Raw genomic sequence first — 25,903 nt, forward strand, 5'->3', positions numbered from 1 at the left:
AGGACCTCAAGCCTTGACCCAGCGTTGGCGACTCCAGCTGCTCAACGTATCGACCGCGAAAACCAGCAACAACATCGCCAGGATCACCGTGCTGCCCTGGGCTTCCTGGAACAGGCTGAGGCTGACGTAGAGCATTTGCCCCAAGCCCCCGGCGCCGACGAAGCCGAGCACGCTGGCCATGCGGATATTGTTTTCCCAGCGGTACAAGACATAGGCCAGTAGCTGGGGCAGGAGGTTGGGCAGCGTGCCGTAGCAGAAAGCCAATACCGCATTGCCACCTTGCAGGCGGATGGCGTCGGCCGGTTCGGACGGGGTATTTTCCAGGGCTTCGGCGAACAGCCGGCCGAGCACGCCGGTGGTGTGCAGGGCCAAGGCCAGGGTGCCGGCATTGGGGCCGAGCCCGGCGGCGAGGACCATCAGCGCCGCCCACACCAATTCTGGAACCGCGCGCAAGGCATTGAGCACCAGCCGCGAAGCGCTCTGCAGGGGCCAGCCGAAGCGCCCGGCCGCAGGCAAGGCCAATAGCAGGCCGAAGACTGCCGCGAGCAAGGTGCCAATGGCCGACATGGCGAGGGTTTCCAGGGCGCCGTGGCCGATCGCCTTCAGGTGGCCCAGGCTCAGGTCCGGGCTGAGAAAGCGCTGCGCATAAGCGCCCATCTGGTGCAGATTGCCGCTGTCGCCGAGCTCGCCCAGGTCGATGCCCAGGTAGATGAACGAGGCGACGACTGCCGCACCGATGCCCAGGACAATGACCGCGTTGATCAGGCGATTCATGCCAGCCTCCAGCGCAGCAGGCGGCTGAGTTGATCGGCGAGCAGTACCAGCACCAGGAACGTCAGCAGCAGGCTGGCCACTTCACCGCCGGCGAACATTCGCAGCGACAGGTCCATTTGCTGGCCCAGGCCCCCGGCACCGACGAAGCCCATCACTACCGAGGCGCGGATGGCGCACTCCCAGCGATACACCGTGTACGACAACAGTTCCGCCGCGACATTGGGCAGGATCCCGTAGCAGAAAGCGGCGAGCCGGCTGCTGCCGGATTGCAAGAGCGCATGGGCCGGACGCTGGTCGACCGACTCGTAGATTTCCGCATAGACCTTGCCCAGCATGCCGCTGTAGGTAATGGCGATCGCCAGTACACCGGCCGTGGGGCCGAGGCCGACGGCACGTACGAAGAGCAAGGCCCAGACGATTTCCGGGACGCTGCGCAGGAAGATCAGCAGGCCGCGCACCGGCCAGCGCAGCAGTTGCCCCCAATAACCCGGGTGCCCGGCACGGGAGGCCGCCGACAGCGACAGGGCGCGGCTGGCCAGCAGGCTCGCGGGCACCGCCAACAGCAACGCCAGGGCCATGCCGGCAGTGGCGATCGCCAGCGTCTGCAAGGTGGCCTGCCACAGCAGCTCGACAAATTCGTCGCCATGGGCTGGAGGCCAGAAGGCTGCTACAAACCGGCCCATTTCACTCTGGCTGTCCCTCGCCACCAGCACGCGAAGGTCCAGTTCGCTGAACTGGATGCCCGGCCACAGCAGGACGAGGGCCAGCAGAGTGAGCAGCAGGCGCGGGCGGGTGGCGGGGTCTCGGGTATCGCGCGTCAGCATCGGGGGATCTGCACGCTCAAGGATGAAGGGGGTGTTGGCGAAGACTGAAGCTGTTCGTTGGCGTAGAGCGTGTCGAGCAACTGGCGGTCGACCGCGTCGGTTGGCAGGTCGAACAGGATCTGGCCATCACGCAGGCCAATGACCCGGGAAAAGTGTGCCAAGGCCAGTTCCACCGCATGCAGGCTGGCGACCAGGGTGACGTTGTGCTCCCGGGCATGGCGGCAAAGCACCGAAAGCGTGTGCTGGGCCAGTACCGGATCCATGGCCGAAACCGGTTCATCGGCCAGCAGCACCTCAGGCGCCTGGTACAACACCCGGGCAATGCCTACGCGTTGCAGCTGTCCGCCGGACAGTTGCTGGCATTGCGCGAACAATTTGTCGCCCAGGTCCAGTCGGGCCAACGCCGCCCTGGCGCCTGGAATATCCAGCGGATGCAGCAGGTTCAACAGGCTTTTGCCGATGCCCCACTGACCGAGCTTTCCGGCCAGGACCGCCGTGACCACGCGTTGACGCGGCGGCAGCGGCGGCGATTGGTGGATCAGGCCGATGCGCGCGCGCAGGCGTTGACGCTGGCGGGCAGACAACTGCCAGGCGCATTCGCCGAGTAGTTGCAGCTCGCCGTTACCCGGGCGCAGGGCAGTGGCCAGCAGGTTGAGCAGGCTCGACTTGCCCGCGCCGGACGGGCCGATGATGGCGACCTGTTCGCCGACGCCGATGTGCAGGTCGATGCCGCGCAGCGCCTGGACGCCATTGGCATGGGTAACGCTGACCTGGGTCAGTTGCAGGGTCATTTGAGCAGTTCGGCGGCGCGTGCGGCTTCCTCGATGCCCTTGTAGTTCTCAGGCTTGGTTTCGATGAAGCGGCTGGCGGCCTGCAGATCGAGGATTTCCTTGTCCTTCGGGTTGGCTGGATCGAGTGCCAGGAAAGCTGCCTTTATCTTGGCCGCCAACGCTGGGTCGAGGGTACCGCGCACCGTCCAGTTGTAGTCGAAATAGGCTGGGGTGGTGGCGAAAACCTTGACCTTGGTCGTGTCGACCTTGCCGGCAGCGACCAGTTTTTCCCAGACACTGGCGTTCAACACGCCAGCGTCGACCTTGCCGGCCTGGACCCAGGCGACGGTGGCGTCATGGGCGCCCGAGTAGCCCACGCGACTGAAGTAGCTTTCCGGCTTGATGCCGTCCTTGAGCATGAAATAGCGCGGCATGAGGCTGCCGGACGTCGACGACACCGAACCGAAGGCAAAGGTCTTGCCCTTGAGGTCGGCGAGGGATTTGACGGCCGGGTCGGCGGTGATGAATTTACTGGTGAACTGGGCGTCCTGTTCACGCTGGACCAGGGGGATGGCGTTGCCGGTTTTCAGGCGTGCCTGCACGAAGGTGAAGCCACCCAGCCAGGCCATGTCGATCCGGTCAGTGGCCAGCGCTTCGACCACGGCGGGGTAGTCGCTGACGGGTACGAACTCGACTTTCATGCCGGTTTGCTGCTCCAGATAAGCACCCAGCGGCTTGAACTTGCGCAGCAGCTCGGTCGGGGCCTCATCGGGAATCGCACTGACTTTCAAGGTGTCGGCGGCCTGGGTCAGCAGGCTGCAAAAAGACAGGGCAACGCCGACGGCCAATGCCAGGGAACGCTTGAGCATGGAGGATCTCCGGTACATGAAGGCAAGGAATAGTGAAGCATCACGCCCACATGGAGGGCGGTACGCCGCTCTGTGAGGGTAGACGAAGGAGAGCGATATTAACCGTTTTCTGGCCTGCCAGATGAAGAAGATAGGACAGGGCAGCGATCTCAAGCTCACCCACAACCCTTGTGGGAGCGAGCTTGCTCGCGATAGCGGACTACCAGTTGCAGGGTTTGTGACTGACACACCGCTATCGCGAGCAAGCTCGCTCCCACATTGGCAGGTGGCGGACAGGAGATTCAGCACGAGACCTCAGTCAGGTGAGGCCTCGGCGAGCGAGAGGTCAGAACAGCTTGGTGAACAACCAGTAGAGGCTGCCCGAAAGGAGGATGGCAGCAGGCAGCGTCAGTACCCAGGCCATCACCAGGTTGCGGATGGTGCGCATCTGTAAGCCGGAACCGTTGGCGACCATGGTGCCGGCCACGCCGGAGGACAACACATGGGTCGTGGACACCGGCAAACCGAACATGTCGGCGGCGCCGATGGTCAGCATGGCGACGGTTTCGGCCGAGGCACCTTGGGCGTAGGTCAGGTGGGACTTGCCGATTTTCTCACCCACCGTCACCACGATGCGCTTCCAGCCGACCATGGTGCCCAGGCCGAGGGCGATGGCCACGGCGATTTTCACCCACAGTGGAATGAACCGCGTGGAATTGTCGATCTGCTGCTTGAACAGTTGCAGCTGGGCGCTGGTGTCGGCGTCGAAGTTGCCGACCTTGTTCTTGTCCATAAGGCGAATGGTTTCGCTGGTCAGGTACATGTCGTTGCGCACGTTGCCCACGGCTTCGGCGGGGACCTTGGCCAGCGAGCCGTAGCCCTTGACCTCGGCGCCGATGCTGCCGGTCATGGCGGCCAGGGCCGGAACCAATTGCGGCGTCGCTTCCTTGCTGCCCACGTAGGTGGAAAGGATCGCTCGCGGATTTGCCGGGGCCGGCAGCGGCGAGTGCTTGACCAGTGCTTGCTGGGTGACTTGCGCCACGGCGGCGAATTGCAGCGCCTGGTCGGCCGGCATGGTGCGGTTCAGCGCATACGCCATCGGCAGGGTGCCGACCAGAATCAGCATGATCAGGCCCATGCCTTTCTGGCCGTCATTGGAGCCGTGGGCGAATGACACGCCGGTGCAGGTCAGGATCAGCATGCCGCGAATCCACCAGGGCGGCGGAGTGTTGCCTTCCGGGGCCTTGTACAGCGAGCGGTTCTTGACGAAGGCCCGCAGCGCCAGCAGTAGCAATGCAGCGCAACCGAAGCCCACCAGCGGTGACAACAGCAACGCATAGCCGATCTTGGTCGCCTGGGCCCAGTCCACGCCGCTGGTGCCGTCACGGCCGTGCATCAGGGCATTGGCGACGCCCACGCCGATGATCGAGCCGATCAGCGTGTGGGACGACGACGCCGGCAAACCCAGCCACCAGGTGCCCAGGTTCCACAGGATGGCGGCAATCAGCAGGGCGAAGATCATCGCGAAGCCAGCGGAGGAGCCGACTTGCAGGATCAGTTCCACCGGCAGCAGGGCGATGATGCCGAAGGCCACGGCGCCGCTGGAGAGCAGCACCCCGAGGAAGTTGAAGAAGCCCGACCAGGCCACGGCGAAGTTCGGCGCCATGGAATTGGTATAAATGACCGTGGCCACGGCGTTGGCGGTGTCGTGGAAGCCATTGACGAATTCGAAGCCAAGGGCAATCAGCAGCGCCACGCCCAACAGCAGGAACGGCGTCCAGGTGGTCACCACGGTGCCGAGTTCGTTCATGTCGTGCATCAGGCTATAGGCGGTAAACAGCAGGCCGCTGCCCAGTACGGCGAAAAACACCACCAGGGTGATCACGCTCGGCTTGCCGGTGAGTTGCGGTCTTGAGCTGGGGGCGATTGAACTCGTTGAGTCCAGGACCAGGGTCTGGTTCGTCATGATGAAATCCGATTCAGTGAGCTGTGGAAGTGGAGGCGCGGTGCCGGGTGTCCTTGCCAGGACTGTCTTAATAGACCTGGGGCACGATGAGCTCCGGTGGCGTCGGACTGCGGGAGTAGTCTTCCTGTCGTACTCGCTGCGGCAGTTCGATGGCCGGCATTTCCACCTCTTCATAGGGCATTTGCCCAAGCAGGTGATGGATGCAATTGAGCCGGGCTTTTTTCTTGTCGTCGGCGTGCACCACCCACCAGGGAGCCTCGGTGATGTGGGTGCGTTCGAGCATGATTTCCTTGGCCTTGGTGTAGGCCTCCCAACGCCGGCGGGACTCCAGGTCCATGGGGCTGAGCTTCCATTGCTTGAGTGGGTCATGAATGCGACTGAGGAAGCGCAGGTGCTGTTCCTGGTCGGAAATGGAGAACCAGTACTTGATCAACTGGATACCGGAGCGAGCGAGCATCCGTTCGAATTCCGGCACGGTACGGAAGAACTCTTCGTACTGGTCGGCGGTGCAGAACCCCATGACTTGTTCGACCCCGGCGCGGTTGTACCAGCTGCGGTCGAACAGCACGATTTCACCCGCCGCAGGCAGGTGCGAGACGTAGCGCTGGAAGTACCATTGAGTCCGTTCACGGTCGTTGGGGGCGGGCAGGGCGGCGACGCGGCATACCCGTGGATTGAGTCGCTGGGTAATACGCTTGATCACGCCACCCTTGCCAGCGGCATCGCGTCCTTCGAACAGGATCACAACCTTGTGTCCGGTCTTGACCACCCAGCTTTGCAGCTTCACCAGTTCGCCTTGAAGGCGGAACAGTTCGCTGAAATACAGTCGTCGGATTTCCTTCTCGCTGCTATCCGGGGCGTGTTCATCGAACAAGGCGGTCAGGTCATACCCGTCTTCGGATAACTCCAGCTCCAGCTCTTCGTCACTGTGGTCAAGCAGTTCGCGGTGGATGCGCTGTACCAAGGTGTCCTGGGTTGAAAGCATGATGGAAAACTCGGTCGTGGAGGCGCCATCCACGCTAGTTGCATTTTGTTACATGACGGTGACGGTCATCCGAGCTTCACGCGCTTTTCCATGGCTAAAACGTTCATCTCTGGAGGATGCCTGCACGATCGAGTTTTATCGATTACGCTCGAAGGCGCAGGGTTCGCCCGAAATTTCGTTGGTGCGCGTCTGTTTTCCATGGCCGAGCGCCAGGGGTGTCATCCAGGTGTCATCGAAGCCATGGCAGGATCTTCGCAAACCATCGTGGGAAGTCCGGCAGCGCCTGTGCCTGCTGGCTGATGAATCAAGGAACACCGCTATGAAAGGCAACGCCCCCCTGTTCGCGGCCATTGACTTGGGCTCTAACGCTTTCCGCTTGATGATCGGCCAGTCGGTCAAGCGCAATCGACAGTTGGTGATCCAGGAAGTGAAAACCCTGCGCGAGCCGGTCCGATTGGCCGAGGGCCTGCAGGCCGGGGCTTTGGACGAGCTGGCGCTGGATCGGGGCTGGCAGGCGCTCGCCCGATTCGGCAAGAAACTGCGCGGCTTTGAAGCCGGACGGGTGCGGGCGGTGGCGACCAGTGCCGTGCGCGAGGCTGCGAATGCCCAGCTGTTCCTGGCCAGCGCCGAGCGGCACCTGGGGTTTCGGATCGACGTGCTCTCCGGGCACGAAGAAGCCCGGCTGGTGTATGCCGGTGTTGCCCATACGGTGCCCGGTGTCGAGCACACGCGGCTGGTGGTGGACATCGGTGGTGGCTCGACCGAATTGATTCTGGGGCAGGGCGCGCAGCCGCTGTTCACGGAAAGCATTGCCATTGGCAGCGGCACTTTTGGCGCGCGTTACTTTCCGGGCGGATGCATGACTGCTCAAGCGCTGTTGGAGGCGGAGCGAGTGGCCGTCCTGCAGTTTGAAAGAGTGGCGTCTCGTTATCGCGCGCTGGGCTGGCAGCAGGCTATCGGCTCTTCCGGTACCGCGCGGATGTTGGCCAAAGTGCTCAAGGCCAACGACCTCAACGACTTGGGTAAAGGCGGCATTACCTACAGTGGATTGTTGCGGTTGTCGTTGCGACTGTTGGAGGTCGGCCATGTCAACCAGCTCAGGTTGGCCGGCTTGCAAACCCACCGCCTGGGCATCCTGCCCGGTGGCCTGGCGATCATGCTGGCGGCATTCAAGGTCTTTGGTATCTCGCAAATGATTGCTTCCGAGCCGGGCCTGAGGTTCGGCGTTCTGCATGGTCTGATGCATCAGCACTGATCACGGACGGTTGGTTACCCATTGCCGTCTATCAGCGATGGCTCAATTTCGAGCATCAGCGCCTCTTCGGTGACCCCTTCTTTACCAGATCATCCAGCATTTCATCGCCTGGGCAGTCGGTACGTCCGGTTATCGCAAAGCGTGGGCCCGGATCAGGGTGATTGCGTGAACGGGGCTTTTCGCTCTTTCGATATGCAGTCAGTGAAGGCACAATGCGCATCCTTTTTTGGCTCGCCTTGCCCGGAGGCCTCGAAAATGATCAAAACGCCGTACTACCTCATCGACAAACAAAAGCTGCTGGCGAACATGCAGAAGATCGCCTATGTGCGTGAGCAGTCCGGGGCCAAGGCCTTGTTGGCGCTCAAGTGCTTCGCCACCTGGTCGGTGTTCGACCTGATGCAGCAGTACATGGACGGCACGACTTCGTCGTCGCTCTATGAGCTCAAGCTCGGCCGGCAGAAGTTCGCTGGCGAGACCCATGCCTACAGCGTCGCCTGGGCCGACGATGAGATCGAGGAGATGCTCGCCAACTGCGACAAGATCATCTTCAACTCCATCGGCCAGTTGCAGCGCTACACCGAAGCGTCGGCCGGCAAGGTCCGCGGCCTGCGGGTCAATCCGCAAGTGAGCAGCTCCGATTACCTGCTGGCTGACCCGGCGCGCCCCTTCAGTCGCCTGGGCGAATGGGATCCGGTGAAAATCGAGCAAGTCATCGAGCATATCTCCGGCTTCATGTTCCACAACAACTGCGAGAACGGCGATTTCGGTTTGTTCGACCAGATGCTGGGCACTATCGAAGAGCGCTTTGGTCACTTGCTGCATAAGGTCGAGTGGGTCAGCCTCGGTGGCGGCATTCACTTCACAGGCGAGGGCTACGCCCTGGACGCCTTCTGCGCACGGCTCAAGGCCTTCTCGCAAAAATATGGCGTGCAGGTCTACCTGGAGCCGGGCGAGGCCGCGATCACCCAGAGTGCGTCGCTGGAAGTCACCGTGCTCGACACGCTCTACAACGGCAAGCACCTGGCCGTGGTGGACAGTTCCATCGAGGCGCACATGCTCGATCTGCTGATCTATCGCCTGGACGCCAAAATGGCACCGAGCGAGGGCGAGCACACCTACATGGTGTGCGGCAAATCCTGCCTGGCCGGAGACATTTTCGGCGAGTACCTATTCGATCGTCCGCTGTCCATCGGCGATCGGCTGTCGTTCATCGACGCAGCGGGCTACACCATGGTCAAGAAAAACTGGTTCAACGGCCTGAAAATGCCGTCCATCGTAGTGAAGCAGCTCGACGGCAGCGTCGAGGTGGTTCGCGAGTTTGTTTACGACGACTATCTGTCCAGCCTGTCTTGAGTTGGCGGAAGGAGAAATGAAGAAATTGAAGAAGAACGTACTTATCATTGGTGCAGGAGGTGTCGCCAAGGTGGTGGCCCACAAGTGCGCGCAGCACAACGACGAACTCGGTCGTATTGCTATCGCGTCGCGCAACATCTCCAAATGCCAGGCCATCATCGACAGCGTCAAGGCCAAGGGTAGCCTCAAGCAACCCGCCGACATCAAGGCTTTCGCACTGAACGCTCTGGATGTCGAAGCGACCAAGGCGCTGATTCTCGAAACCGAGTCGCAGATCGTCATCAACGTCGGCTCTGCCTTTCTCAACATGTCGGTGCTGCGTGCCTGCATCGATACCGGCGTGGCCTACCTGGACACCGCCATCCACGAAGAACCGGGCAAGGTCTGCGAGACGCCGCCCTGGTACGGCAACTACGAGTGGAACCACCTCCAGGAGTGCCAGGAAAAGAACATCACCGCCATTCTCGGCGTGGGCTTCGACCCGGGTGTGGTCAATGCCTATGCGGCACTGGCGCAGCAACAGCATTTCGACCGTATTGATTCGATCGACATTCTCGACGTCAATGCCGGCTCCCATGGCAAATATTTCGCCACCAATTTCGACCCGGAAATCAATTTCCGCGAATTCACCGGACAGGTGTGGAGCTGGCAGGACAGCCAGTGGACCAGCAACACCATGTTCGAGGTCAAGCGCACCGACGACCTGCCGGTCGTAGGCTCGCAGAACCTGTACCTGACCGGCCACGACGAAGTGCACTCGCTGTCGAAGAACCTCGATGTGCCCAACGTACGTTTCTGGATGAGCTTCGGCGAGCACTACATCAACGTGTTCACCGTACTGAAGAACCTCGGCCTGCTCTCCGAGCAACCGGTCAAGACCGCCGAAGGCCTGGAAGTCGTGCCGCTGAAAGTGGTCAAGGCCGTGCTGCCTGACCCGAGTTCGCTGGCGCCGGGCTACACCGGCAAGACCTGCATCGGCGACCTGGTCAAGGGCGTCAAGGATGGCCAGCCGCGCGAGATGTTCATCTACAACGTGGCCGACCACGAGGACGCCTACGCCGAAACCGACAGCCAGGGCATTTCCTATACCGCAGGCGTGCCACCCGTGGCCGCAGCCTTGCTGGTGGCCCGTGGCGAGTGGGACGTGCAGCGCATGGTCAACGTCGAGGAGCTGCCTGCCGAGGCGTTCCTCGAGGCGTTGGACGTGATGGGCTTGCCGACGCGCATCAAGGACGAGCATGGAGACCGTCCCTGGAACCAAAACGCCTAAGGATAGCGGCGGGTTGCGTTCCGGCTCCCACAATCCGTGGGAAGCCTTGAAAAAATGCTCCGTATCGAAAGGTACGGGGCATTTTTCGTTTATGACCCCATCAAACAGATAACCTGTGGCGAGGGAGTCCCCGCCACATCTTCGACGCCGCGCTGTCGCGCAGGGAACTAGAGCGACGTCCACGAGATATCTGTTTTTGATCGTTCCCGCGGCCTGCGTGGGAATGCATCCCGTGACGCTCTGCGTCACACTCCAGAGGCGGAACGCGGAGCGTCCCTGGCGACATTCCCACGCAGGAGCGTGGGAACGATCGACATGTATTTTCAGCCTTAAAAATCACATGGTTGCAATTTGTTCCATGAGAGCCTGTTCTCGCTGGGTCGAGCGTAGGAGCTGCCGAAGGCTGCGATCTCTTGATCTTTCGCTCACCACTCAATTGGCTGGCGCAACGTCCACGTTTCGTAGTCAGGCATTTCTACTCTCTTGCTCCTTAAGCAAATCCAGTGTCCTTGCGTCGACCTTCAGCCCACCCTCCAACGCTTGGGCATACACGGAATGCTCGCCCGCAGCGGCTGCAAAAAGCGTCATGCAGGACGCGAACTTCATGGCATCGATGGTCCCGAGGAGTTTCTCCAAAGCGACTCCCGAGTCCAGTACGGCACGGGTGGCGCGCTCGAGTCGCGGCCCCAGAAGCGGGTGCTGCAAATAGTCACGCGCTTCGTCAATGCCGCACAGGCCATAGTAGGTGGCGTTCTCACTGACGCCCAGGCCGCGTAATTGCGGAAAGATGAACCACATCCAATGGCCTTCCTTGCGGCCACGCCGCAGTTCCAGCAAGGCGTGCTCATAGGTAGACGCTTGCGCCTGGATAAAACGCTCCAGTGATTCGGTCATGCGAGCCTCCGTATGGTTTCAAGGTTGAAGAATGAACCAGACAAGGGCAAAGCCTATAGCACACTTGCGCTATAGCGCCGCTCGGCGCTCGTCCCTAACCTATGAGCGTTATCGGTTTTTCGATCGATCGCAACGAGCACATCGGGACAAGGATCTGTTTTTTGAAAAGTACATCTGCCAGAAAGTCCAACGTCAATCCGGCTTGGCGCAAACGCCTGGCAACGGCGTTCACCGCCTCGACCCTTGCCGTCAGTGGTTGGGGTTCTTTTATCGCCGATGCGTCGGCCTCGACCGCCAGCGCAACGTCTTCAGCCGCTTGCACCAACGAAGCGGACTTTCAGGCCGGGACAGTGGTGGAGTACGAAAGCCGCGACAACCTGTCGTCGGCCATCAGTCGCGGCAAAACCGAGACGTTGGGGCGCGAGGCATTTGCCGACGCCAATCCGGTGGCTTCGGCGCACACCTCGTTTTTGAACAATGCGCCGTTCTTCCTGACGACAACCTTCGCCGAGATCAAGGACGGTCGATTGATTCGTTACGGTGATCGCCATGGCGCCGGGGCATCGTTGGTGACCACCCTCTACCAGCCTCCCGCTTCCACACCGATTGATCTGCAACCTGGGCAGACCGTCACCGTCAGCTACAAAAACAAAGCCGTGAGCGCCGGGGCAACCATCGAGTTCGATGTCGTCGAGAAGCTGACTTATAACGGGCGTGAAACGATCAAGACCGCCCTCGGTACGTTTGATACCTGCAAGTTCACCAATGAAATTTCTACCGGTGCGGCTTCGGCCACGCAGCCGAAAAACGTCGTGGTTGTCCAGAATTGGTTTCCTGCGGACGGACCCTACCGCGGGCAGTCGATCCGATCCGTCACTCCGCCGGCCAATGGCGTTGCGCAGAGAATCAGCGAAGTCATCAAGATGCAGTATGAGGCGCGATGAGCGATGCGTTTCGGGCCAGAAGATTTGCCGGATCATCGTGGCAGACGAACACCCGCTGTTCCGAGAGGGGATGACGCTGTTACTGCAACGCCTGGTACCTGAGGCGATGATCGAACAAGCAGGGAGCCTGGAAGAAGTACGGACGCTCGTAACGAATGGACACGCTCTCGATACGCTGATTCTTGATATACGTCTTCCCGGCCTGGGTTCCGTCAGCGAGCTTGCGCAGTTGCGCCAGGCACTCAAGCACACTGTGATGATTGTGGTTTCGACCCTGGATGACGGCGATGTCATTGGGCGTGTCATGGAGACCGGTGTCGACGGCTTTGTCGGTAAGAGCCTTTCTCCCGAGCAGGTCGGCAAGGCTATCGGCGCTATTCGTCGTGGCGAAGTACTGGTCAAGTACGAGCCTTCGGACCCGCTGCCGCTTGGCTCCAACGATGACATGAACAAGCTCACGTCCCGGCAGCGAGAGGTCTGGCAATTGATTGCCGAAGGCAAGACCAACAAGGAGATCGCCGCAGCGCTTGAGATTTCTCCCTTCACTGTGCGCATTCATGTCTCTTCGTTGATCCGTGCGCTGAACGTCCCCAACCGGGCGGTGGCTGCGGCGCGTTTTGCCGGGCGCCAGGCGCCTGGCACTTTGCGTTAGACGAGATGAGAAATCGACGCCTGGCCAAGGCAAGGCGTCGATCCGGCTAGCGCTTACAGCCAGTACCGCAGGCCGAGCATCAAGGACTGGGCGTTGTATTCGGTTTTCACATCGGCCGGGACCAGGCCCTGGATTTTGCCGTAGTTCGCTTCGCCGGTCTTGAAGTAGCGGTAATCCAGGGACATGGACCAATGGTCGCTCAGCTCGTAAGCAACGCCTGCGCCGAGTTGCCAGGCCGAGACGGTGTCGCGATGGGTGCCGCCGAACTCGACGCCACCCGCTTCCAGGCCCTTGATGGTCAGCACCGCGTAGCCCAGGCCACCGCCTACATAAGGTGTGAAGCGGCTGAAGGGGGCAGGCAGGTTCGAGACGTCATACCAGAGGTTGGCCATGAGGCTGCTGGCTTCCTCTTCGCCTTTGCCCTCGATGCTGCTTCCGCCCTCGTAGACCCGGTTATTGAATTGGTCCATGGTGTTGCGGCGGTAGCTCAGCTCCACCTCGGGCCGCAGTCCGACCGGGAACCGCCAGCCCACTGCCAGCCCGGTGGCGTAGCCCGAGTGCAGCGGTTGATTGTATTCCATCTCGACGAAATCATTGCTGTTCTGGGTCAGGTCCTGTTTAGAGACCCAGTTCACGCCGCCCATGCCACTGACATAGGGGCCGAGGTTGTCGGCGAAACTCGATGCTGGAGCAATAGCCCCCAGGCCAACGATGGCCATGAGCAGATATTGGCTGTTTTTCTTTAGGTTCATGCTAGATCCGAAATGTGCTGTTATCGATAAGTAAGCAAAGCGAGTCCGGGAAGGCGCGTTCAGCACGCGTGCTTCCGGGAGGCATTCACACGAGGTGCAAAGGCGTCGCGGTTTTCTCGTGTCCTGGGGCGCCAATGGCCCGTTGTTCAGCCAGCCGGCACAGGTTGTCCAGTGCCGTGGTCATCGCTGCGGTCAACGCTTTGCGCAGCAGTCCGCGATACAGGAAACTCAACGGCCCGGAAATTTTCGCGCTATGGATGACATGGGTTTCATCGGGAGAAAGCCTGCGCAGCTGATGATCGAACTCGAGGTCGATCCACAGCAGCCGTGCACTGTTGCGATAGCTTTCGTGCAGGCTCACGGCTTCCAGTTTCAGTGGCATGTTCAAGCCATTCTTGAGCACGCATTTGCCGCGTGTCCCCGCCTGGAAAGGGCCGTCGAGTTGACACTGGCGAACGTCGGTATCCCATAACGGCGCTTCTGCAAAATTGCTCCAGATCTTCCAGATTTCAGAAGGGGGCGATTTGACTATGACTTGCACTTTGACATCGTTCACGGCGACACCTTGGTTGTGGGGGGCACGGTCATGCTGGAGGGCAGATCCATTCAATGCTCAGGCCGCCGGCGCGGATTGACTGAGCACCTGGGCGGTAATGCTCGCCTGACCGATTTTTTCGCCCCGGTTGAACAGGTCGATATAAATGCGGTTGGTCTTGAATGCCTGGAGCGCCGCATCAAAGCCGGCTTGCGGCGCCAATGACAGCGGGCTGTTCCTGGGGATGGGGCGATCCAGGGTGAAGCTCAAGGCCAGCAGATTCATCGGGGTATTGAGTGGAATCCGCAGATGGCTGTGGGCGATCTGCATGTAGCACTGGCGAGCGACTTCGAGGAAATACACCATTGAATAGTGCTCGGGATCACCTGCCTGGAAGAAGTGTTCCTGCGGCAGTTTCACCGTGTCCACGCTCAGGCCCTGGGCGACGCCGCTCATGTCACTGACGATGACGTTCTCCTCCCTGGCCTTGTGCAACAAGGCCTTGTTACGGCAGGGCGTGGCGGTGAATTCGCCGGCTGGCGATGTCTCGAACGCCGAGCTGTAGGCCATCCCGAGGACGCAGGTGCACATCACTTTCCCGGCCTGCATGACCTTGGCATTGAACACCTGGGGATCCTGGCCTTGCTCGACGTGCAGATCGATCACGCCTTGCTTCTGTACGTATTGCTGGAACTTGATCGTCAGGCTCTTGATGTAGGCGACCCGGCCGCTCAGAGGCGGCATGGCCAGTTCGATCAGTTGCAGCACGCCCTCGAGCAGCAAAATGCCCGGGACGTGATCCAGGGGGTGATCGAAGAAGTACGGGTGCGCTTCATCCACCACGAGCTGGGCGTGCAGCGACTGTGGGCTGCGCTGGGCGTTGGCGATCACGATATGTTCCGCGCTGCGCTGCCAGTGCGTCGGGCGCTGGGTTGTGTCGCCATGGTGCAGGGCGAACAGGCTTTCCATGGCGCGAACCCGCACCCGTAGCCCGGAGAGCAAGGTGCTGGTGAGCATGTCGCTGAGTTGCAGTACGTCGACGCCATCGTTCTGTGGTTCGCGGACCAGGCTGACAGGCCGGGCAGGCGTGATGACCTGCTGCAGTTCGTGGGATGACGAATGGGCAAAGCGCAACATGAAGGGATGCTTGATGGGCGAGCTGGCTTCGGCCGCCGTCGGGCTCCATTGGCGAAGCTTTTCGGTAAACAGCCACATCACTGTCTTGCCGGCGTCGCGCACCTCGATCACGGAATGGGTCGCGCCCTTCAACATTACCGCCAACAGGGTCTCGATGCCGCTGGCTTCAGCCAGGAAACCGGTCATCTCCTGCAGTGATCCGCTGGCAGGCGTCGCAGCAGGCTGCAACTCACAGACGTCAACGTTCGGATAGTCGCTCGGCGCTTTGTCCAGCCGTTGGCAAGCCTCTTCCAACGAGCCGGCAGCGTGGGCGAGGACCGCCGCGCGGATCACCAGCAAGGGTTTGTCAGCGGCATCCGGTTGGTAACGACGCAGCGCGATCAGTCCCAGTCCTTCACCTTGCGTGATTGCGCTGCTCCGGGCGCGCTCGACCTCGATTTCACCGCTGACAAAACGCCCTGCGCCGAGCAGCAGCGTGGTGATGCCGTCGTTGAACCATTGCGGCGAGGCCAGCAAGGTTTGCCAGAACAGGCCCGCCGTGCCGACCAGGGTCTGATGGAAACCCTTGAAGTCAAAAATCTGCGCCGGATAGCCGGACAACATGTTCGGCAGCATGGTTGCCACGTCTGTCACTTCGACGCCCGGTGCCGCACCTTGCGCCCGGGAGTAGAAGTTGTGGGCGCTGCTGTAGGCATTGCTGAAGCGCTCGCCACCCATGTTGCAGCACATGACCATCGCTGTGCCGGGCGAACCGGCCACGGCTGGCAAACGCCGCAGCAAATGATTGACGCGATCGGTGATCAACAGCTTGAACGGATCGACATGAGCCAATGGCTTGGGCCCCATGCCATAGCCATCGATATCGATGACGTGGTCTTGTGCGAGGAATTTACCCAGCAACGGTTGACCGGGCGCCGGGGTGTAATCAACGAAGCGCCCATAAGGGAACATGACGGAGGGGGCGGCGGGTTGATCGAGTTGCTGCTGGAATGACTGCAAGGAACGGTGGCTGCCCAGCGCTGCTTCAGCCTCGACAATGGCAAGGTCGAGCATGACCACGCCACTGGGACTCGCCGGCGCGATCAGGGGGGCGGCAGGGTGGTTGTCGGGAATGTATTCATCCACCACCAAGTGCGCGTTGGCACCGCCGAAACCAAAACTGGAGATGCCAATCCGGCGTGCAGATGGATGATCCTCCAGGGGATGTACCTGCTGGGTGGCGAGTCTCAGGCAGGTCTCGTCGACCTTGGTGCTGGGGCGGTAACCGGGCTGCGGGGGGATGCCTTTATGGCGCAGTATCATCAAGGCCTTGGCGAGCGAGGCACCGCCGGCAGCGGCCAGGGGATGGCCGATGACCGACTTGATCGAGCCGATGGTGATTTTCTTGCCGTCCGGACGATGGGGGGCAAAGAAGCTGTTCAGCGAGGCCAGCTCCGTTGCGTCCCCCAGCGGTGTCCCGGTGCCGTGGGTCTCGATGTAGTCGACATCGCGTGGATCGAGGCCGCGATAGGCTCGTTGGTAGGCCGAGTACTGGGCCTGTTTGCCTGGCGCAAACACCGAGCCTTCGGCGCCGTCGGCGGACATGCCCAAGGCGCGCAGCACGCCCAGGGGATGACGCTGCGCTGTCAGGGCCTGGGCGAGCGGTTCGACCAGAAAGGCCACGGCACATTCGCCCGGCACGATGCCGTCGGCGTCCTGGCCGAACGCTTCCATCCGCGCGCGGGCGGAAAAAGCCGTCAACTGCGAGAAACCCAGGAACAGCGCGGGTGGCAGCACGGTGTTGAGGGCCATGACAATCGCGTTGTCAGCCTGGCCACTGTTGACCAGTGCCTGGGCCATATCCAGGGCATAGGGGAACGAACTGCACGCGGTGTCTACCGATAACGCCGGCCCACCCAAGGCAAAGGCCGCCGCCAGTTCTGCAACTTGTTCACCCGGTGTAAAGCCCGCCGGTGCGTCGGTTTTTCCGGACACGCCGGTGACGAAATAGCTCTCGTCACTCCAGGAGGTCGCGACCACCAGCGCGGTGCGCTCCCTGCTTAGCGCCGAGCCTTGTCCGGCGAGTTGGGTGAGCAGCGTCTGGAGCACTTTCTTGCCGATGGCGACCTGTCGTCCTTCGTGCCGTGACGGGGTCGAGACGTCATCGGTCAGGCAAAAAGCGCTGTCCAGGTACGTGCGATCCTTCTCGCCGGCCTTGGTTGAATAGATCGACGCCTTGTCCAACTCCCAGCGTGTCGGCATTGATTCGATCGGTGCGATCTGCCCTTGCGAGAGCAACTGCCAAAGCGCATCCGTGGACGGCGCCCCCGGAAACTCGCCCGCCATTGCGCTAAAGCAAAAATCGCCCTTTGTTGTGACTGCGCCACTCATACCTGTCTCCCTGATCGCCAAAATGCTGGGTGACCTGTTCGATCACCCGGATTCCATTCCTGTTGCTGCCGGGCTCAGCTCAGCCTGGCCAGCAGCGACAAGGCATCCTCAGGCGTGCGACGGGACATCAGCGCTTCACCGGCAAATTCGCTGGCAGAGCACTGTTGCGCCATGGATTGGCAGAGCGCCTCTCGGGCAAAGCCGTTGAGGCCCAGTTGTGCGAACGGCGTCTGGATGTCGATCGACTGCGCTGCGTCCGGGATCAGCGGGGACAAGGCGTTGAGCAGCAGGTTTTCTTCCTGCCCTTGAGTGTCCGTCGTGGCCGCTGAAGGTTCGTCGCCAGGCGCCGCCTGCGGCTGGGGAGCGGCCAGGGCGGTTTGAATCAGGGCGATGGTTGCCTGCGGGAACTTGGCGTTGGCCAGTTCGGAACTGTGGGCCTTGAGCTGCGGCCACATGGCGACTACCGACTCCAGGAAGTCCAGTTGCACCAGGGAATCCAGGCCCAGGCTTTCATAGCTTTGTGTCGGGTCGATCTGCTCGACCGTAAAGCCGGTGATGGTCGCGAGTTGGTCGAGTACCCACGCTTGGACATCCACCGTTGGTGCCTGCGGATCGGCTTCAAGCCGCGCCAGCAATGCGGTTGGGGTAGGGGCGTCGAAGAGCTGCGAGGTCAGGTCTTTCTTTTCCGGGAAGTGCTGGGCCAGGGATTCGAAAATATCGACCAGCCCCAGGGAGTCGATCCCCAGGCTCTCGAAGCTCTGATCGAAGTCGATCTGTTGAGCCTGGAAGCCGGTGACCGTACTGATTTCGGCACGCAACCATTGCCCGTAGCTGAGTGCATTTGTCTCTTCGACGGCTGCGGCGGCTTCGACGACAGGCGTCGGCGCCAGTATGGTCGGGTTTGAATGAACCGGCTCGAGTACGGGAACACTCGTGTTGACCGCCGCTTCGGTCCCATTGGCATAAACGCCTTCAAGGACTTGTTGATGAGCATTGAAGTAATGCGCAGTGACCGTTTCAGCCTGTTCCAAGAGTCGCAGCAATATTGATTCTTTGGCGATATTGGATTCGCAGAGTGAATCAATAATCTTTTCGGAAAGAGAGAAATAGCTATGGGCTATTCTCCCATTGGACACGATGAATTCCTGCACAACATCATTAAGTTGCAAGCGCATAAGATTCTCCTAACCAAGTCGGTCGATATTTCTATAAGTAAGAAAGATCAAAAATCATGGCCCAGGGCAGGGCCTTGTTTATATCAGTTCATTAAACTGGCAGTAGCCATGGAGCGACTTAAAGTTGGAGTTCCACTGCGTCGGTCTCGCAAGATATTGTTTTTCTGGCGCCCTTGAGCAACCCGGACCTTACATTCAGATACGTCATCAGCGTTATTGCATCGGCACCGAGGAAAGCGATATAGCCGTCAGGACGAATCAGCATCATCGTGCCTTCCTTGGCGTGATAGCGCTTATGCAGTCGCCAATCGGGGTCCAGCAACGTCGAGTGCCAAGCCGGCAGGCCGGCGCTGCTCAGGGCGTCGATCACGCAGTAGGCCTTGATGCCTGGGAAGTCCTTTTCCACCGACTTGGCCTGCGCGTAGTAGCCTGGCAGCAACGGCGAAAACTGATCGGCCGCGCTGAAAATCAGCAGCGTGAATGTCCCGTGGAACAAGTCGATCAAGCGTTTTGCTGGCATCCCTTGCAGTTGCCACAGTTCGACATCGGGCGCCAGTTGCCCGGCGCGAGGCGCTGCGCTCTGGAACTCGGGTTTTTTCCCTTTCTTGCTCCAGTTCTTGCGCTGCTTCTTCGTCAGCGATTCTTGAATGTAGTCACTTTTCTCATAGTGATATTGATGACCGGAAATCATCGACGGCAGTTTGCGCTGGACCTTTTTGCGGCTGCTCAACAGCGGCAGGACATTGTCGCGCAGCCACACCAGGGCGCGACGCCGGACCGTAATCAGCCCCGTCAGCCGGTGTGCGGTGTTCTCGACTTCCAGGGCAACCGGGTAGCGCTCTTCGTTGTAACTGTCGAGCAAGGATGGATTCGCCAGGCCCTGATCGACATAGGCCATTTTCCAGGCCAGGTTGTAGGCCTCGGAAACCCCCAGGTTCATCCACTGCCCACCGATGGGGCTGCCGATATGCGCCGAGTCCCCCAGCAGAAACACGGAGCCTTGTTGCATCGATTGCACGCGGCGATGCTGGAAAGAGGCGATGGTGGTCGATGAAATGTTGGACAGCGTCATCTTTTGCCCGCGCCCTTCGCACAAGCGCTGGAAGTTCTCCAGGCTCAAGGACGGGCGCTCGCCTTCTGGCGGCAGGTTGTAGGGCATTTCGATGAACAACCGGTAACGCGATTGAGCGCTGATCGGTGCAACGGCCACATAACCGTCCTGCGCACCCAGGAAAAATGCGCCCTCGTCCTTGCTTCCGGACCACTCGATATCGGCATCGGCGAGCATGAAGAAGCGGTCGTAGGACGAGCCTTCGAAGGTCATGTCCAGGCGTTTTCTGATGTTGCTGCGAGCACCGTCGCACGCGGCCACCCAACGACTGGTGAAGTGTTCGTCGGTGCCGTCGGCATGCTTGAGCGTCATGCGCACCGAACCCGGCAGGTTTTCGATGTCCATCAGTTCGGTATTCCACTCCACCTCGGCACCCAGCTCCCTGAGCCGCTCCAGGAGAATCTTCTCCGTTTGCGGCTGTGGCAGGCTCAGGAGCAGGGGATAGGGCGCGTCCAGGTAGGAGAAGTTGTAGTTCAGTACCCGCTTGGCATTCGACTGCACCGAAAACTGGTTGATCGTGAAGCCGTCGCTGATGGCTTGCTCGGCAACGCCCAGGTCCCGAAAGATTTCCAGGGTCCGGGAATGGATAGCCATCGCCTTGGTCGCCGTCGAGGGGCCGGCGTTCCTTTCAATGATGCGGAACGACACGCCCCATTTCTTCAACAGGATCGCCAGGGACAGGCCAACAGGACCGGCGCCGACGATCATGACCGTCGGGGCGCTGCCAGGTCGCTGGAAATGCTTGGGGGCCAACGTGCTCAGAGTGTTCATCGATCAGTACCAGTTTCTGTAGAAGGGAGAGTTGGCAATGCCGAGCAGGGCATCGTCGCCTGATGAATCGCCGTAGGCATAAATGTAAAAATCATCAAGGTTGCTCAAGCAGCCCTTGAGCCGCGTGACTTTCTCTCGCTCTACACAGTTGGTACCGGATATCCCGCCGGTCAGCTTGTTCTTTGCCGTTGCCAGGCGGGTACCGCACACATAGTCGAAACCCGCGGCCTGGCCCCAGGGGATCAGGTAGTTTTCCGGCGAATTGCTCACCAGCGCGGTGACGTGCCCCATGGACTGATGCCATTGCAGCCGTCGCAACGCCTCGGGCCTGAGCCAGAGCGGCAGCAGCTCGCTGATGAAATACTTGGCATGCTCGCGCTCTTGCTCCACCGACAGGCCGCCCAGGTAGCAGGCGATGAACGCCAGGCGCGCTTGCATCAGCGGGGTGATGCCGACGATCACGCTGAGCATCTTGGGCAGCAGGGGAATGATCCGCAGCCAGAACGAACGGGTACCTACGATGAAGCGCATGTAGCGCCAGAACGTGTGCCGGTCGGTCAATGTGCCGTCGAAGTCGAAAACGGCCAGGACCGGTTGTGTGCTGTTAGCGTGCATGTGCCTCTTCCTTGAGAGAAGTAATCTCGATGGTCTTGGGCAGCTTGAAGCCCGATAGGTAGCGCGAAAGCAGGGTGGACAGCGCGTTCTGGGTCAGCTCGCCGGTCCCTTCGACGCACAGGTGCAGCACGTTGACTTCCTTGTGGTCCGGGACGATATAGGCCTTGGCGCGCACCACGTCGGGGTGCTTGAGGGCGACGGATTCGATTTCCACCAGGTCGACCATCTGCGCCTTGATCTTCGAGATTCGCAGGCGTTGGCAATAGAAAAACACATGCCCATCGTCGTCCTGCCAGACCAGGTCACCGCTGTGGAACCAACCATCGCGGAAGAACCGCGCATTGGTGTCCTCGGCATCGTTATAGCCGTCGATCACCATCGAGCCGCGTATCAGCAATTCGCCGATGCGCCCAGGCGCTACGTCCTGGCCCTGGGCGTCGACGATGCGTAGCTGCACACCGCTGATCGGCTGGCCCATGGCGCCACGGTGGACCGTTCCAATCGAGCTCTGGACGATCACGGGCGTGCTTTCGGTCAAGCCATAGCCCTGCAGCACCGGATTGCATCCCAGCAGCCTTCCCAGCTTCTCGGCCTCGTCGGCCGGCAGGTGGCTGCCGCCCGAGTAAATCATCAACTGCGGGTGCAACGGCAGGAGCGCGCCTTTACGCTTGGCCAGGCGCGTATTGAAGTAGCGAATGACGTCGGGCACCAGGCAGGCAAAGGTGACCTGATGCTCGGACAGGACTTCAGCCAGGTCTCGATTGAGCAGGGTGTTGGTCATCAGCAGGGTGGCGCCGATGCTCAAGGGAAACACCATCATCACGGACAGGCCGAAGATGGCATACAGCGGCAGCGTCACCAGATGAACGGATCCGACGCCTTGCAGATGAAAATGCTCATGCAGCCCGTCGCTCGATTGCGTCAGGTCGAGATAACGGTGAGAAACAGCCAGGGGCCTGCCGATGCCACGATAGGTGAATTGTACCGAGACGATCGGATTGCCCTCGGGCAACAACAAGGCTTCGATCTGGCAAGGCAGTTGAGAGATGGCCGTTGCGTTGGCAGGCAGGGGCGCTGACGGTTCGCTCCCGCCGTCCAGCACCAGGGAGTGCCTGACACCGTTGTCAGCCTGGAATACCTCACTGTGTTGCACCCATAGCGTTTCGGTCGTGACCACGAGCGTCGGCCTGGCGAGGCTGACGACACTGGCCATTTCGAAGGAGGTCAACTTGTAGTTGAGGATGACCGGAATGGCACCTCGCCCGATGATCGCCAAGTAGTAAGCGATGAACGCCACGCCATTGGGCAGTACCAGCGCTACTTTGTCGCCAGGCAATATACCGAGCGCTGTAAGAGCGCCATTGCATTGTTCAGCCTTGATGCGCAACTCGCGATAAGTAACGGTATCTTCTTCCGTATCCAGATGCCGAATAGCAACTTGCTCGGGGAACGATTCCGAAAAACCGACAAAGCGATGCAGAAAACCTTCTTTATATGAAAGGCTTTTCATTTACCAACCTCTCTCAATCCTTGGATGTTTGGCTAGTCAAAAAAGTACTACAGAGGCAGGCTATATATGAATTGTTTCAATTAAGCATCTGTGTAGTTGTTATTCCGATACCAGTCCAGGGTATCGGTCAGGGTTTCAGCAACAGGGCGGAACTTGCACTCCAGCTCCCTGGAACTTTTGTTATGGCTGAAATGAGTACGGCCTTGTTCTTGCTCCATGAGCTTGACCGTGGAGGTACTGATGAGCACCGGTTTTTTGGTGATCCGGTAATAACCTTCATAGATAAGCGCGATGATTCGCAGCATGAACAGGGGCACTTTTCGCTCTGGGGCTTTTACACCACTGACGCTGGACAGCGCCTGGAAAATGCTCTTCATGTCCATGTGATTGCCGGCGGCCAGGTAACGCTCTCCGGACCTGCCGCGGGTGATGGCCGCGATTTGATGCTCGGCCACATCCCGGGCATCGACGACGGAAAAGCTTCCGGGCAGTACACCGGGCAATTTTTGTCCGACAAAGTCGAGCAGGAACTGTCCTGAGGAAGTAGGGCCGATATCGCCGGGGCCGAACATCCACCCTGGCAGGACCATGGCGATAAACATGTCCGGGTGCTGGGTCAGGAATTGCTGGACCTTCTGTTCGGACAATATTTTGCTCAAGTAGTAATCGTCAGCCTCCAATTCACTGCGAGACATGGTTTCATCGATCACTTGATCCCGGTTGCCCTTCAATACGGCAATGGAAGAGGTGTGGACTGCACGGCGGATACCGGCGTCATAAGCGGCTTGCAGCAAGCGCTCGGTGCCGGTCACATTGGTGTCATACAGTTTTTGCCAATGTTTCCCGCCTTTGTAACTGTCGCGGAAATAGGCCGCCGTATGAAACAGGGCATCACACCCTTGCAGGGCATGGGCGAAGGCCTCGACATTGAGCATGTCACCTTCGACAAACTCCACAGGCAGGCTGCCGAACTGTTTCTTGGCTTTCTCTACGGAACGAACCAGCGCTTTTACTTTGATGTTCCGCTTTAACAGCGCACGAACGACATTATTCCCGAGCAGGCCAGTAGCGCCTGTAACGAAGGCATATTCCATTAAAATCCCGCTCCTGTGAGGTGACCTGGCATTGCATCGAGAGCGGTGTCACTGACTCGATGCGCTGACCAGGCGTTGGGCTCCACCAACGGCGCAAGTAAAAACCATTCGGTATCTGAAAATCAAGTGGTATTTCGTCGGATTGGCGGGCGGATGGCTCTGCACCGGGCTTCATGGGCGGTTTTTCCAGATCCAGCGTGGGGTGTCGGACAGGAAATTATCCGGTTTGAGCCGCTCAAAGGGATCTCAGGGACTCATCAAGCGGGGCGAAATGAAGATTTCGATTGCTTCATATCCGAGCAAAACTGTGGCGGGTAGCCCATCTAGCGTGCCTTTCCGGCTGTTCCAACTACATGGCACATACATGGCATTTTCTGAAAGTTAAAATGTAAATGATTGAACAAGGCGCGTATAAGATATGATGGCGAAAACGGGTTCCGTACAATGAGTAATCGATTCGTAGCATTCAGTTACACATAGCTATCTTGTTTGGCCAAAGGAGCCGAGGGCGTGATTAAAAAGAGACTAGGTCGAGAAGAGAGCCAGCAAGTAACAAGAGACAGATTGTTCGACACAGCCACTGAGCTGATGATCCGAAAGGGCTTTCATGCCGCCAGCGTCAACGTTATCGCCGAAGAGGCGGGCTTTTCCAAAGGCGCCTTTTTCTCAAATTTTTCAAGTAAATCGGACTTGCTGTTGCAATTGACTCAACGCTTCAAGCGAGTTGAGATCGACCGACTGAGTACGACCCTGGCATCGGGATATTCGGCGGAGCAGTTGAGTCACGGCTTGAATGCCTATATCGACACGCTGAAGAACAATACCCGCTGTGCGATCCTCGATGCCGAGTTGCAATTGATCGCCTTGCGCGATGAAGAATTCTCGCCGCATTACTACGACTTGCATGAGGAAAACAGCGAGGCCTTGGGCAAGTTGATTACCATCATATTCAATCACGCTGGCAAGAAGCCGCCGCTGGCCTACGCCGCGCTTGCCAAGACCTTCACCGCCCTGGCGGAAGGCCTGATATTGCAAGGGCATAAAGACCCGGCTGTTGAAATCAAGCTGGTGTTGAACTCGCTCATCCAGACCGCAGAGCCTCTATAAGCCCTTGGTTTATCGCTGATAGGCCAGCAAGCGGCGCTCAGCCCATCGGAATACACCCACCAGCATGCACGCCAGCAACATGTAGAGCAGGGCGGCAATGCCATAGGCCTGGAAGGTCTTGAAGTTATCCTGGGATTCGGGCCGCGAAGCTTGACTGAACGCATTGATGAGTATTTAGTTGTGCGGTACAACTACTAAATCATTGCGTCCGAGGTCCCCCGTGAGCCATTGCCCACCAGATCTGATTGAGAACGTCCGTTCGGCGTCGCGCCTCATGGTGCGAGAGCTGGGGTTCATGCGCACCACGCTGGCGGCGACGGATTATCCGCCGTCGTCGGTGCACACAATAGTGGAGATCGGCAATCACGAATCCCTGACGGCGGGTGAGCTTGTCGAGTTGCTCGGCCTGGAAAAGTCCAGCGTAAGCCGGATGGTTCGCAAGCTCGTCGAGGCCGGCGAGATCGAAGAAATTCCCCATGAACAGGATGCGCGCGCCAAGCGATTGCGACTCACCGCGCAGGGGCAAGACACCCTTCGAGACATCGATGCTTTCGCCACGCAACAGGTTGTCGCGGCCATGTCTCACTTGTCCAGCGGGCAATGTCAGATCGTGAGGGAGGGGATTGCCAGCTATGCCGACGCGTTGCACGCTCATCGGCTCGGTGCAGAGCCACCTGCGCCGGCGCAGTTGGAGATTGCCCGGGGCTACCGTCCTGGCCTCATCGGTCGCATGGCGGAAATGCACGCAAACTATTACGCCAGGCGTTCAAACTTCGGTCAGCCGTTCGAAAGCCTGGTGGCATCGGACATGGCGGAACTGATGGGGCGTTTGCACAATCCGCGCAACGAGGTCTGGTCGGCCCTGGATGGCGAACGAGTGGTCGGTTCAATTGCCATCGACGGCGAAGGAGAGGACGGCAGTGCGGTGCTGCGTTGCTTCATCCTGGATGATTCGGTACGAGGCAAGGGCGCCGGTAGACGCTTGTTGGCTGAAGCGATGAAGTTCTGTGACGAGTGGGGCTTCAGTTCAACGAGTCTCTGGACGTTCCAGGGGCTCGATGCTGCCCGCAAGCTGTACGAGGATTTCGGTTTCAAGTTGGAACTGGAGCAAGAAGGGCAGCAATGGGGGCAGCGGGTCATGGAGCAGTGTTTTGTCAGGCCGGGTCCAGCCGCCTCATCACGTTGACGCGT

At 59.8% G+C, this 25,903-nt stretch carries 22 protein-coding genes and 1 pseudogene; 7 read left to right on the plus strand and 16 right to left on the minus strand.

The features are described 5' to 3' along the window. Positions 1-6 precede the first annotated feature (6 nt). From phnE (KGA89_RS12790) to ppk2, 6 genes are all read right to left on the minus strand, one after another. Positions 7-774 carry a phosphonate ABC transporter, permease protein PhnE gene (phnE, locus tag KGA89_RS12790; RefSeq protein ID WP_013693114.1) on the minus strand — a complete coding sequence of 256 codons (768 nt, stop codon included), beginning with the start codon at positions 772-774 and terminating at the stop codon, positions 7-9. Continuing rightward, positions 771-1,622, minus strand: coding sequence for a phosphonate ABC transporter, permease protein PhnE (gene phnE / locus KGA89_RS12795; protein ID WP_411740627.1), 852 nt, complete (start codon positions 1,620-1,622; stop codon positions 771-773). The genes phnE (KGA89_RS12790) and phnE (KGA89_RS12795) overlap by 4 nt, the downstream gene beginning before the upstream one ends. Beyond that, on the minus strand, positions 1,592-2,389 hold the full coding sequence (locus tag KGA89_RS12800; protein ID WP_223471730.1) for a phosphonate ABC transporter ATP-binding protein: 798 nt from the start codon (positions 2,387-2,389) through the stop codon (positions 1,592-1,594). The genes phnE (KGA89_RS12795) and KGA89_RS12800 overlap by 31 nt, the downstream gene beginning before the upstream one ends. Then, positions 2,386-3,237 (minus strand): putative selenate ABC transporter substrate-binding protein, encoded by an 852-nt coding sequence (locus KGA89_RS12805; RefSeq protein WP_003200995.1) that lies wholly within the window; start codon positions 3,235-3,237, stop codon positions 2,386-2,388. The genes KGA89_RS12800 and KGA89_RS12805 overlap by 4 nt, the downstream gene beginning before the upstream one ends. Positions 3,238-3,562: 325 nt before the next feature. Further along, positions 3,563-5,182 carry an inorganic phosphate transporter gene (locus KGA89_RS12810; protein WP_223471731.1) on the minus strand — a complete coding sequence of 540 codons (1,620 nt, stop codon included), beginning with the start codon at positions 5,180-5,182 and terminating at the stop codon, positions 3,563-3,565. Between the two features lie 67 nt (positions 5,183-5,249). Then, complete coding sequence (gene ppk2, locus KGA89_RS12815; protein ID WP_223471732.1) at positions 5,250-6,167, minus strand: polyphosphate kinase 2; 918 nt, start codon at positions 6,165-6,167, stop codon at positions 5,250-5,252. A gap of 319 nt (positions 6,168-6,486) precedes the next feature. Here ppk2 and KGA89_RS12820 point away from each other — a divergent pair, with 319 nt between their 5' ends. From KGA89_RS12820 to KGA89_RS12830, 3 genes are all read left to right on the plus strand, one after another. Then, the gene (locus KGA89_RS12820) at positions 6,487-7,422 is read left to right on the plus strand and encodes a Ppx/GppA family phosphatase (RefSeq protein ID WP_223471733.1); all 936 of its coding nucleotides are present in this window, start codon (positions 6,487-6,489) and stop codon (positions 7,420-7,422) included. A gap of 255 nt (positions 7,423-7,677) precedes the next feature. Continuing rightward, positions 7,678-8,775 (plus strand): carboxynorspermidine decarboxylase, encoded by a 1,098-nt coding sequence (locus tag KGA89_RS12825; RefSeq protein ID WP_223471734.1) that lies wholly within the window; start codon positions 7,678-7,680, stop codon positions 8,773-8,775. A gap of 25 nt (positions 8,776-8,800) precedes the next feature. Beyond that, complete coding sequence (locus KGA89_RS12830) at positions 8,801-10,045, plus strand: saccharopine dehydrogenase family protein (RefSeq protein ID WP_043042741.1); 1,245 nt, start codon at positions 8,801-8,803, stop codon at positions 10,043-10,045. Positions 10,046-10,510: 465 nt separating this feature from the next. Here KGA89_RS12830 and KGA89_RS12835 read toward each other — a convergent pair whose 3' ends face one another. After that, positions 10,511-10,939 (minus strand): DUF1810 domain-containing protein, encoded by a 429-nt coding sequence (locus KGA89_RS12835; RefSeq protein WP_003201004.1) that lies wholly within the window; start codon positions 10,937-10,939, stop codon positions 10,511-10,513. A 101-nt stretch (positions 10,940-11,040) separates the two neighbouring features. Between KGA89_RS12835 and KGA89_RS12840 the strand changes: the two genes are divergently transcribed. Together KGA89_RS12840 and KGA89_RS12845 are read left to right on the plus strand one after the other, a co-directional pair. Further along, the gene (locus KGA89_RS12840; RefSeq protein WP_223471735.1) at positions 11,041-11,883 is read left to right on the plus strand and encodes a DUF3108 domain-containing protein; all 843 of its coding nucleotides are present in this window, start codon (positions 11,041-11,043) and stop codon (positions 11,881-11,883) included. Next, a complete protein-coding gene (locus KGA89_RS12845; RefSeq protein ID WP_043042734.1) occupies positions 11,870-12,535 on the plus strand; it encodes a LuxR C-terminal-related transcriptional regulator in 666 nt (221 codons plus the stop codon). The genes KGA89_RS12840 and KGA89_RS12845 overlap by 14 nt, the downstream gene beginning before the upstream one ends. A 53-nt stretch (positions 12,536-12,588) precedes the next feature. Here the strand turns inward: KGA89_RS12845 and KGA89_RS12850 are convergent, their stop codons facing one another. The 8 genes from KGA89_RS12850 to KGA89_RS12885 all read right to left on the minus strand — a co-directional run bounded on the left by KGA89_RS12850 (position 12,589) and on the right by KGA89_RS12885 (position 23,605). Beyond that, a complete protein-coding gene (locus KGA89_RS12850) occupies positions 12,589-13,287 on the minus strand; it encodes an outer membrane protein (RefSeq protein WP_223471736.1) in 699 nt (232 codons plus the stop codon). An 85-nt stretch (positions 13,288-13,372) separates the two neighbouring features. After that, complete coding sequence (locus KGA89_RS12855; protein WP_013693120.1) at positions 13,373-13,843, minus strand: SRPBCC family protein; 471 nt, start codon at positions 13,841-13,843, stop codon at positions 13,373-13,375. A gap of 57 nt (positions 13,844-13,900) precedes the next feature. Next, positions 13,901-17,329, minus strand: a complete 3,429-nt coding sequence (locus KGA89_RS12860; RefSeq protein ID WP_223471737.1) for a beta-ketoacyl synthase N-terminal-like domain-containing protein — start codon at positions 17,327-17,329, stop codon at positions 13,901-13,903. Between the two features lie 74 nt (positions 17,330-17,403). After that, positions 17,404-18,504 (minus strand): acyl carrier protein, encoded by a 1,101-nt coding sequence (locus tag KGA89_RS12865; protein ID WP_003201015.1) that lies wholly within the window; start codon positions 18,502-18,504, stop codon positions 17,404-17,406. 118 nt (positions 18,505-18,622) lie between these two features. Then, positions 18,623-20,386 (minus strand): FAD-dependent monooxygenase, encoded by a 1,764-nt coding sequence (locus KGA89_RS12870; protein ID WP_223471739.1) that lies wholly within the window; start codon positions 20,384-20,386, stop codon positions 18,623-18,625. Between the two features lie 3 nt (positions 20,387-20,389). Further along, the gene (locus KGA89_RS12875) at positions 20,390-21,001 is read right to left on the minus strand and encodes an HAD-IB family hydrolase (protein WP_003201018.1); all 612 of its coding nucleotides are present in this window, start codon (positions 20,999-21,001) and stop codon (positions 20,390-20,392) included. Next, positions 20,991-22,511: a class I adenylate-forming enzyme family protein gene (locus KGA89_RS12880; RefSeq protein WP_223471740.1), complete on the minus strand. Its 1,521-nt coding sequence runs from the start codon at positions 22,509-22,511 to the stop codon at positions 20,991-20,993. The genes KGA89_RS12875 and KGA89_RS12880 overlap by 11 nt, the downstream gene beginning before the upstream one ends. 80 nt (positions 22,512-22,591) lie before the next feature. Next, complete coding sequence (locus KGA89_RS12885) at positions 22,592-23,605, minus strand: SDR family oxidoreductase (RefSeq protein WP_027912317.1); 1,014 nt, start codon at positions 23,603-23,605, stop codon at positions 22,592-22,594. Between the two features lie 510 nt (positions 23,606-24,115). Here KGA89_RS12885 and KGA89_RS12890 point away from each other — a divergent pair. Beyond that, entirely contained in the window at positions 24,116-24,712 is a 597-nt protein-coding gene (locus KGA89_RS12890; RefSeq protein ID WP_003201023.1) for a TetR/AcrR family transcriptional regulator, read from the plus strand. 9 nt (positions 24,713-24,721) lie between these two features. Here the strand turns inward: KGA89_RS12890 and KGA89_RS30805 are convergent. Then, positions 24,722-24,835 (minus strand): annotated as a pseudogene (locus KGA89_RS30805) (amino acid ABC transporter permease); the annotation flags it as partial. Positions 24,836-24,986: 151 nt separating this feature from the next. On the opposite strand from KGA89_RS30805, the gene KGA89_RS12895 reads away from it, so the two are divergent. Continuing rightward, positions 24,987-25,898, plus strand: coding sequence for a helix-turn-helix domain-containing GNAT family N-acetyltransferase (locus KGA89_RS12895; RefSeq protein WP_223471741.1), 912 nt, complete (start codon positions 24,987-24,989; stop codon positions 25,896-25,898). The last annotated feature ends 5 nt before the right edge of the window (positions 25,899-25,903 follow it).

The organism is Pseudomonas sp. A-RE-22, from assembly GCF_019956035.1.
Taxonomy (GTDB): Bacteria; Pseudomonadota; Gammaproteobacteria; order Pseudomonadales; family Pseudomonadaceae; genus Aquipseudomonas; species Aquipseudomonas brassicacearum.

Excerpts from the sequence above, each read along its gene's own strand:
- phnE (WP_013693114.1), bottom strand. The coding sequence starts at position 774 with ATGAATCGCCTGATCAACGCGGTCATTGTCCTGGGCATCGGTGCGGCA.
- KGA89_RS12800 (WP_223471730.1), bottom strand. The coding sequence starts at position 2,389 with ATGACCCTGCAACTGACCCAGGTCAGCGTTACCCATGCCAATGGCGTC.
- KGA89_RS12805 (WP_003200995.1), bottom strand. The coding sequence starts at position 3,237 with ATGCTCAAGCGTTCCCTGGCATTGGCCGTCGGCGTTGCCCTGTCTTTT.
- KGA89_RS12810 (WP_223471731.1), bottom strand. The coding sequence starts at position 5,182 with ATGACGAACCAGACCCTGGTCCTGGACTCAACGAGTTCAATCGCCCCC.
- ppk2 (WP_223471732.1), bottom strand. The coding sequence starts at position 6,167 with ATGCTTTCAACCCAGGACACCTTGGTACAGCGCATCCACCGCGAACTG.
- KGA89_RS12820 (WP_223471733.1), top strand. The coding sequence starts at position 6,487 with ATGAAAGGCAACGCCCCCCTGTTCGCGGCCATTGACTTGGGCTCTAAC.
- KGA89_RS12825 (WP_223471734.1), top strand. The coding sequence starts at position 7,678 with ATGATCAAAACGCCGTACTACCTCATCGACAAACAAAAGCTGCTGGCG.
- KGA89_RS12835 (WP_003201004.1), bottom strand. The coding sequence starts at position 10,939 with ATGACCGAATCACTGGAGCGTTTTATCCAGGCGCAAGCGTCTACCTAT.
- KGA89_RS12840 (WP_223471735.1), top strand. The coding sequence starts at position 11,041 with ATGAGCGTTATCGGTTTTTCGATCGATCGCAACGAGCACATCGGGACA.
- KGA89_RS12845 (WP_043042734.1), top strand. The coding sequence starts at position 11,870 with ATGAGGCGCGATGAGCGATGCGTTTCGGGCCAGAAGATTTGCCGGATC.
- KGA89_RS12850 (WP_223471736.1), bottom strand. The coding sequence starts at position 13,287 with ATGAACCTAAAGAAAAACAGCCAATATCTGCTCATGGCCATCGTTGGC.
- KGA89_RS12860 (WP_223471737.1), bottom strand. The coding sequence starts at position 17,329 with ATGAGTGGCGCAGTCACAACAAAGGGCGATTTTTGCTTTAGCGCAATG.
- KGA89_RS12865 (WP_003201015.1), bottom strand. The coding sequence starts at position 18,504 with ATGCGCTTGCAACTTAATGATGTTGTGCAGGAATTCATCGTGTCCAAT.
- KGA89_RS12870 (WP_223471739.1), bottom strand. The coding sequence starts at position 20,386 with ATGAACACTCTGAGCACGTTGGCCCCCAAGCATTTCCAGCGACCTGGC.
- KGA89_RS12875 (WP_003201018.1), bottom strand. The coding sequence starts at position 21,001 with ATGCACGCTAACAGCACACAACCGGTCCTGGCCGTTTTCGACTTCGAC.
- KGA89_RS12880 (WP_223471740.1), bottom strand. The coding sequence starts at position 22,511 with ATGAAAAGCCTTTCATATAAAGAAGGTTTTCTGCATCGCTTTGTCGGT.
- KGA89_RS12885 (WP_027912317.1), bottom strand. The coding sequence starts at position 23,605 with ATGGAATATGCCTTCGTTACAGGCGCTACTGGCCTGCTCGGGAATAAT.
- KGA89_RS12895 (WP_223471741.1), top strand. The coding sequence starts at position 24,987 with ATGGTGCGAGAGCTGGGGTTCATGCGCACCACGCTGGCGGCGACGGAT.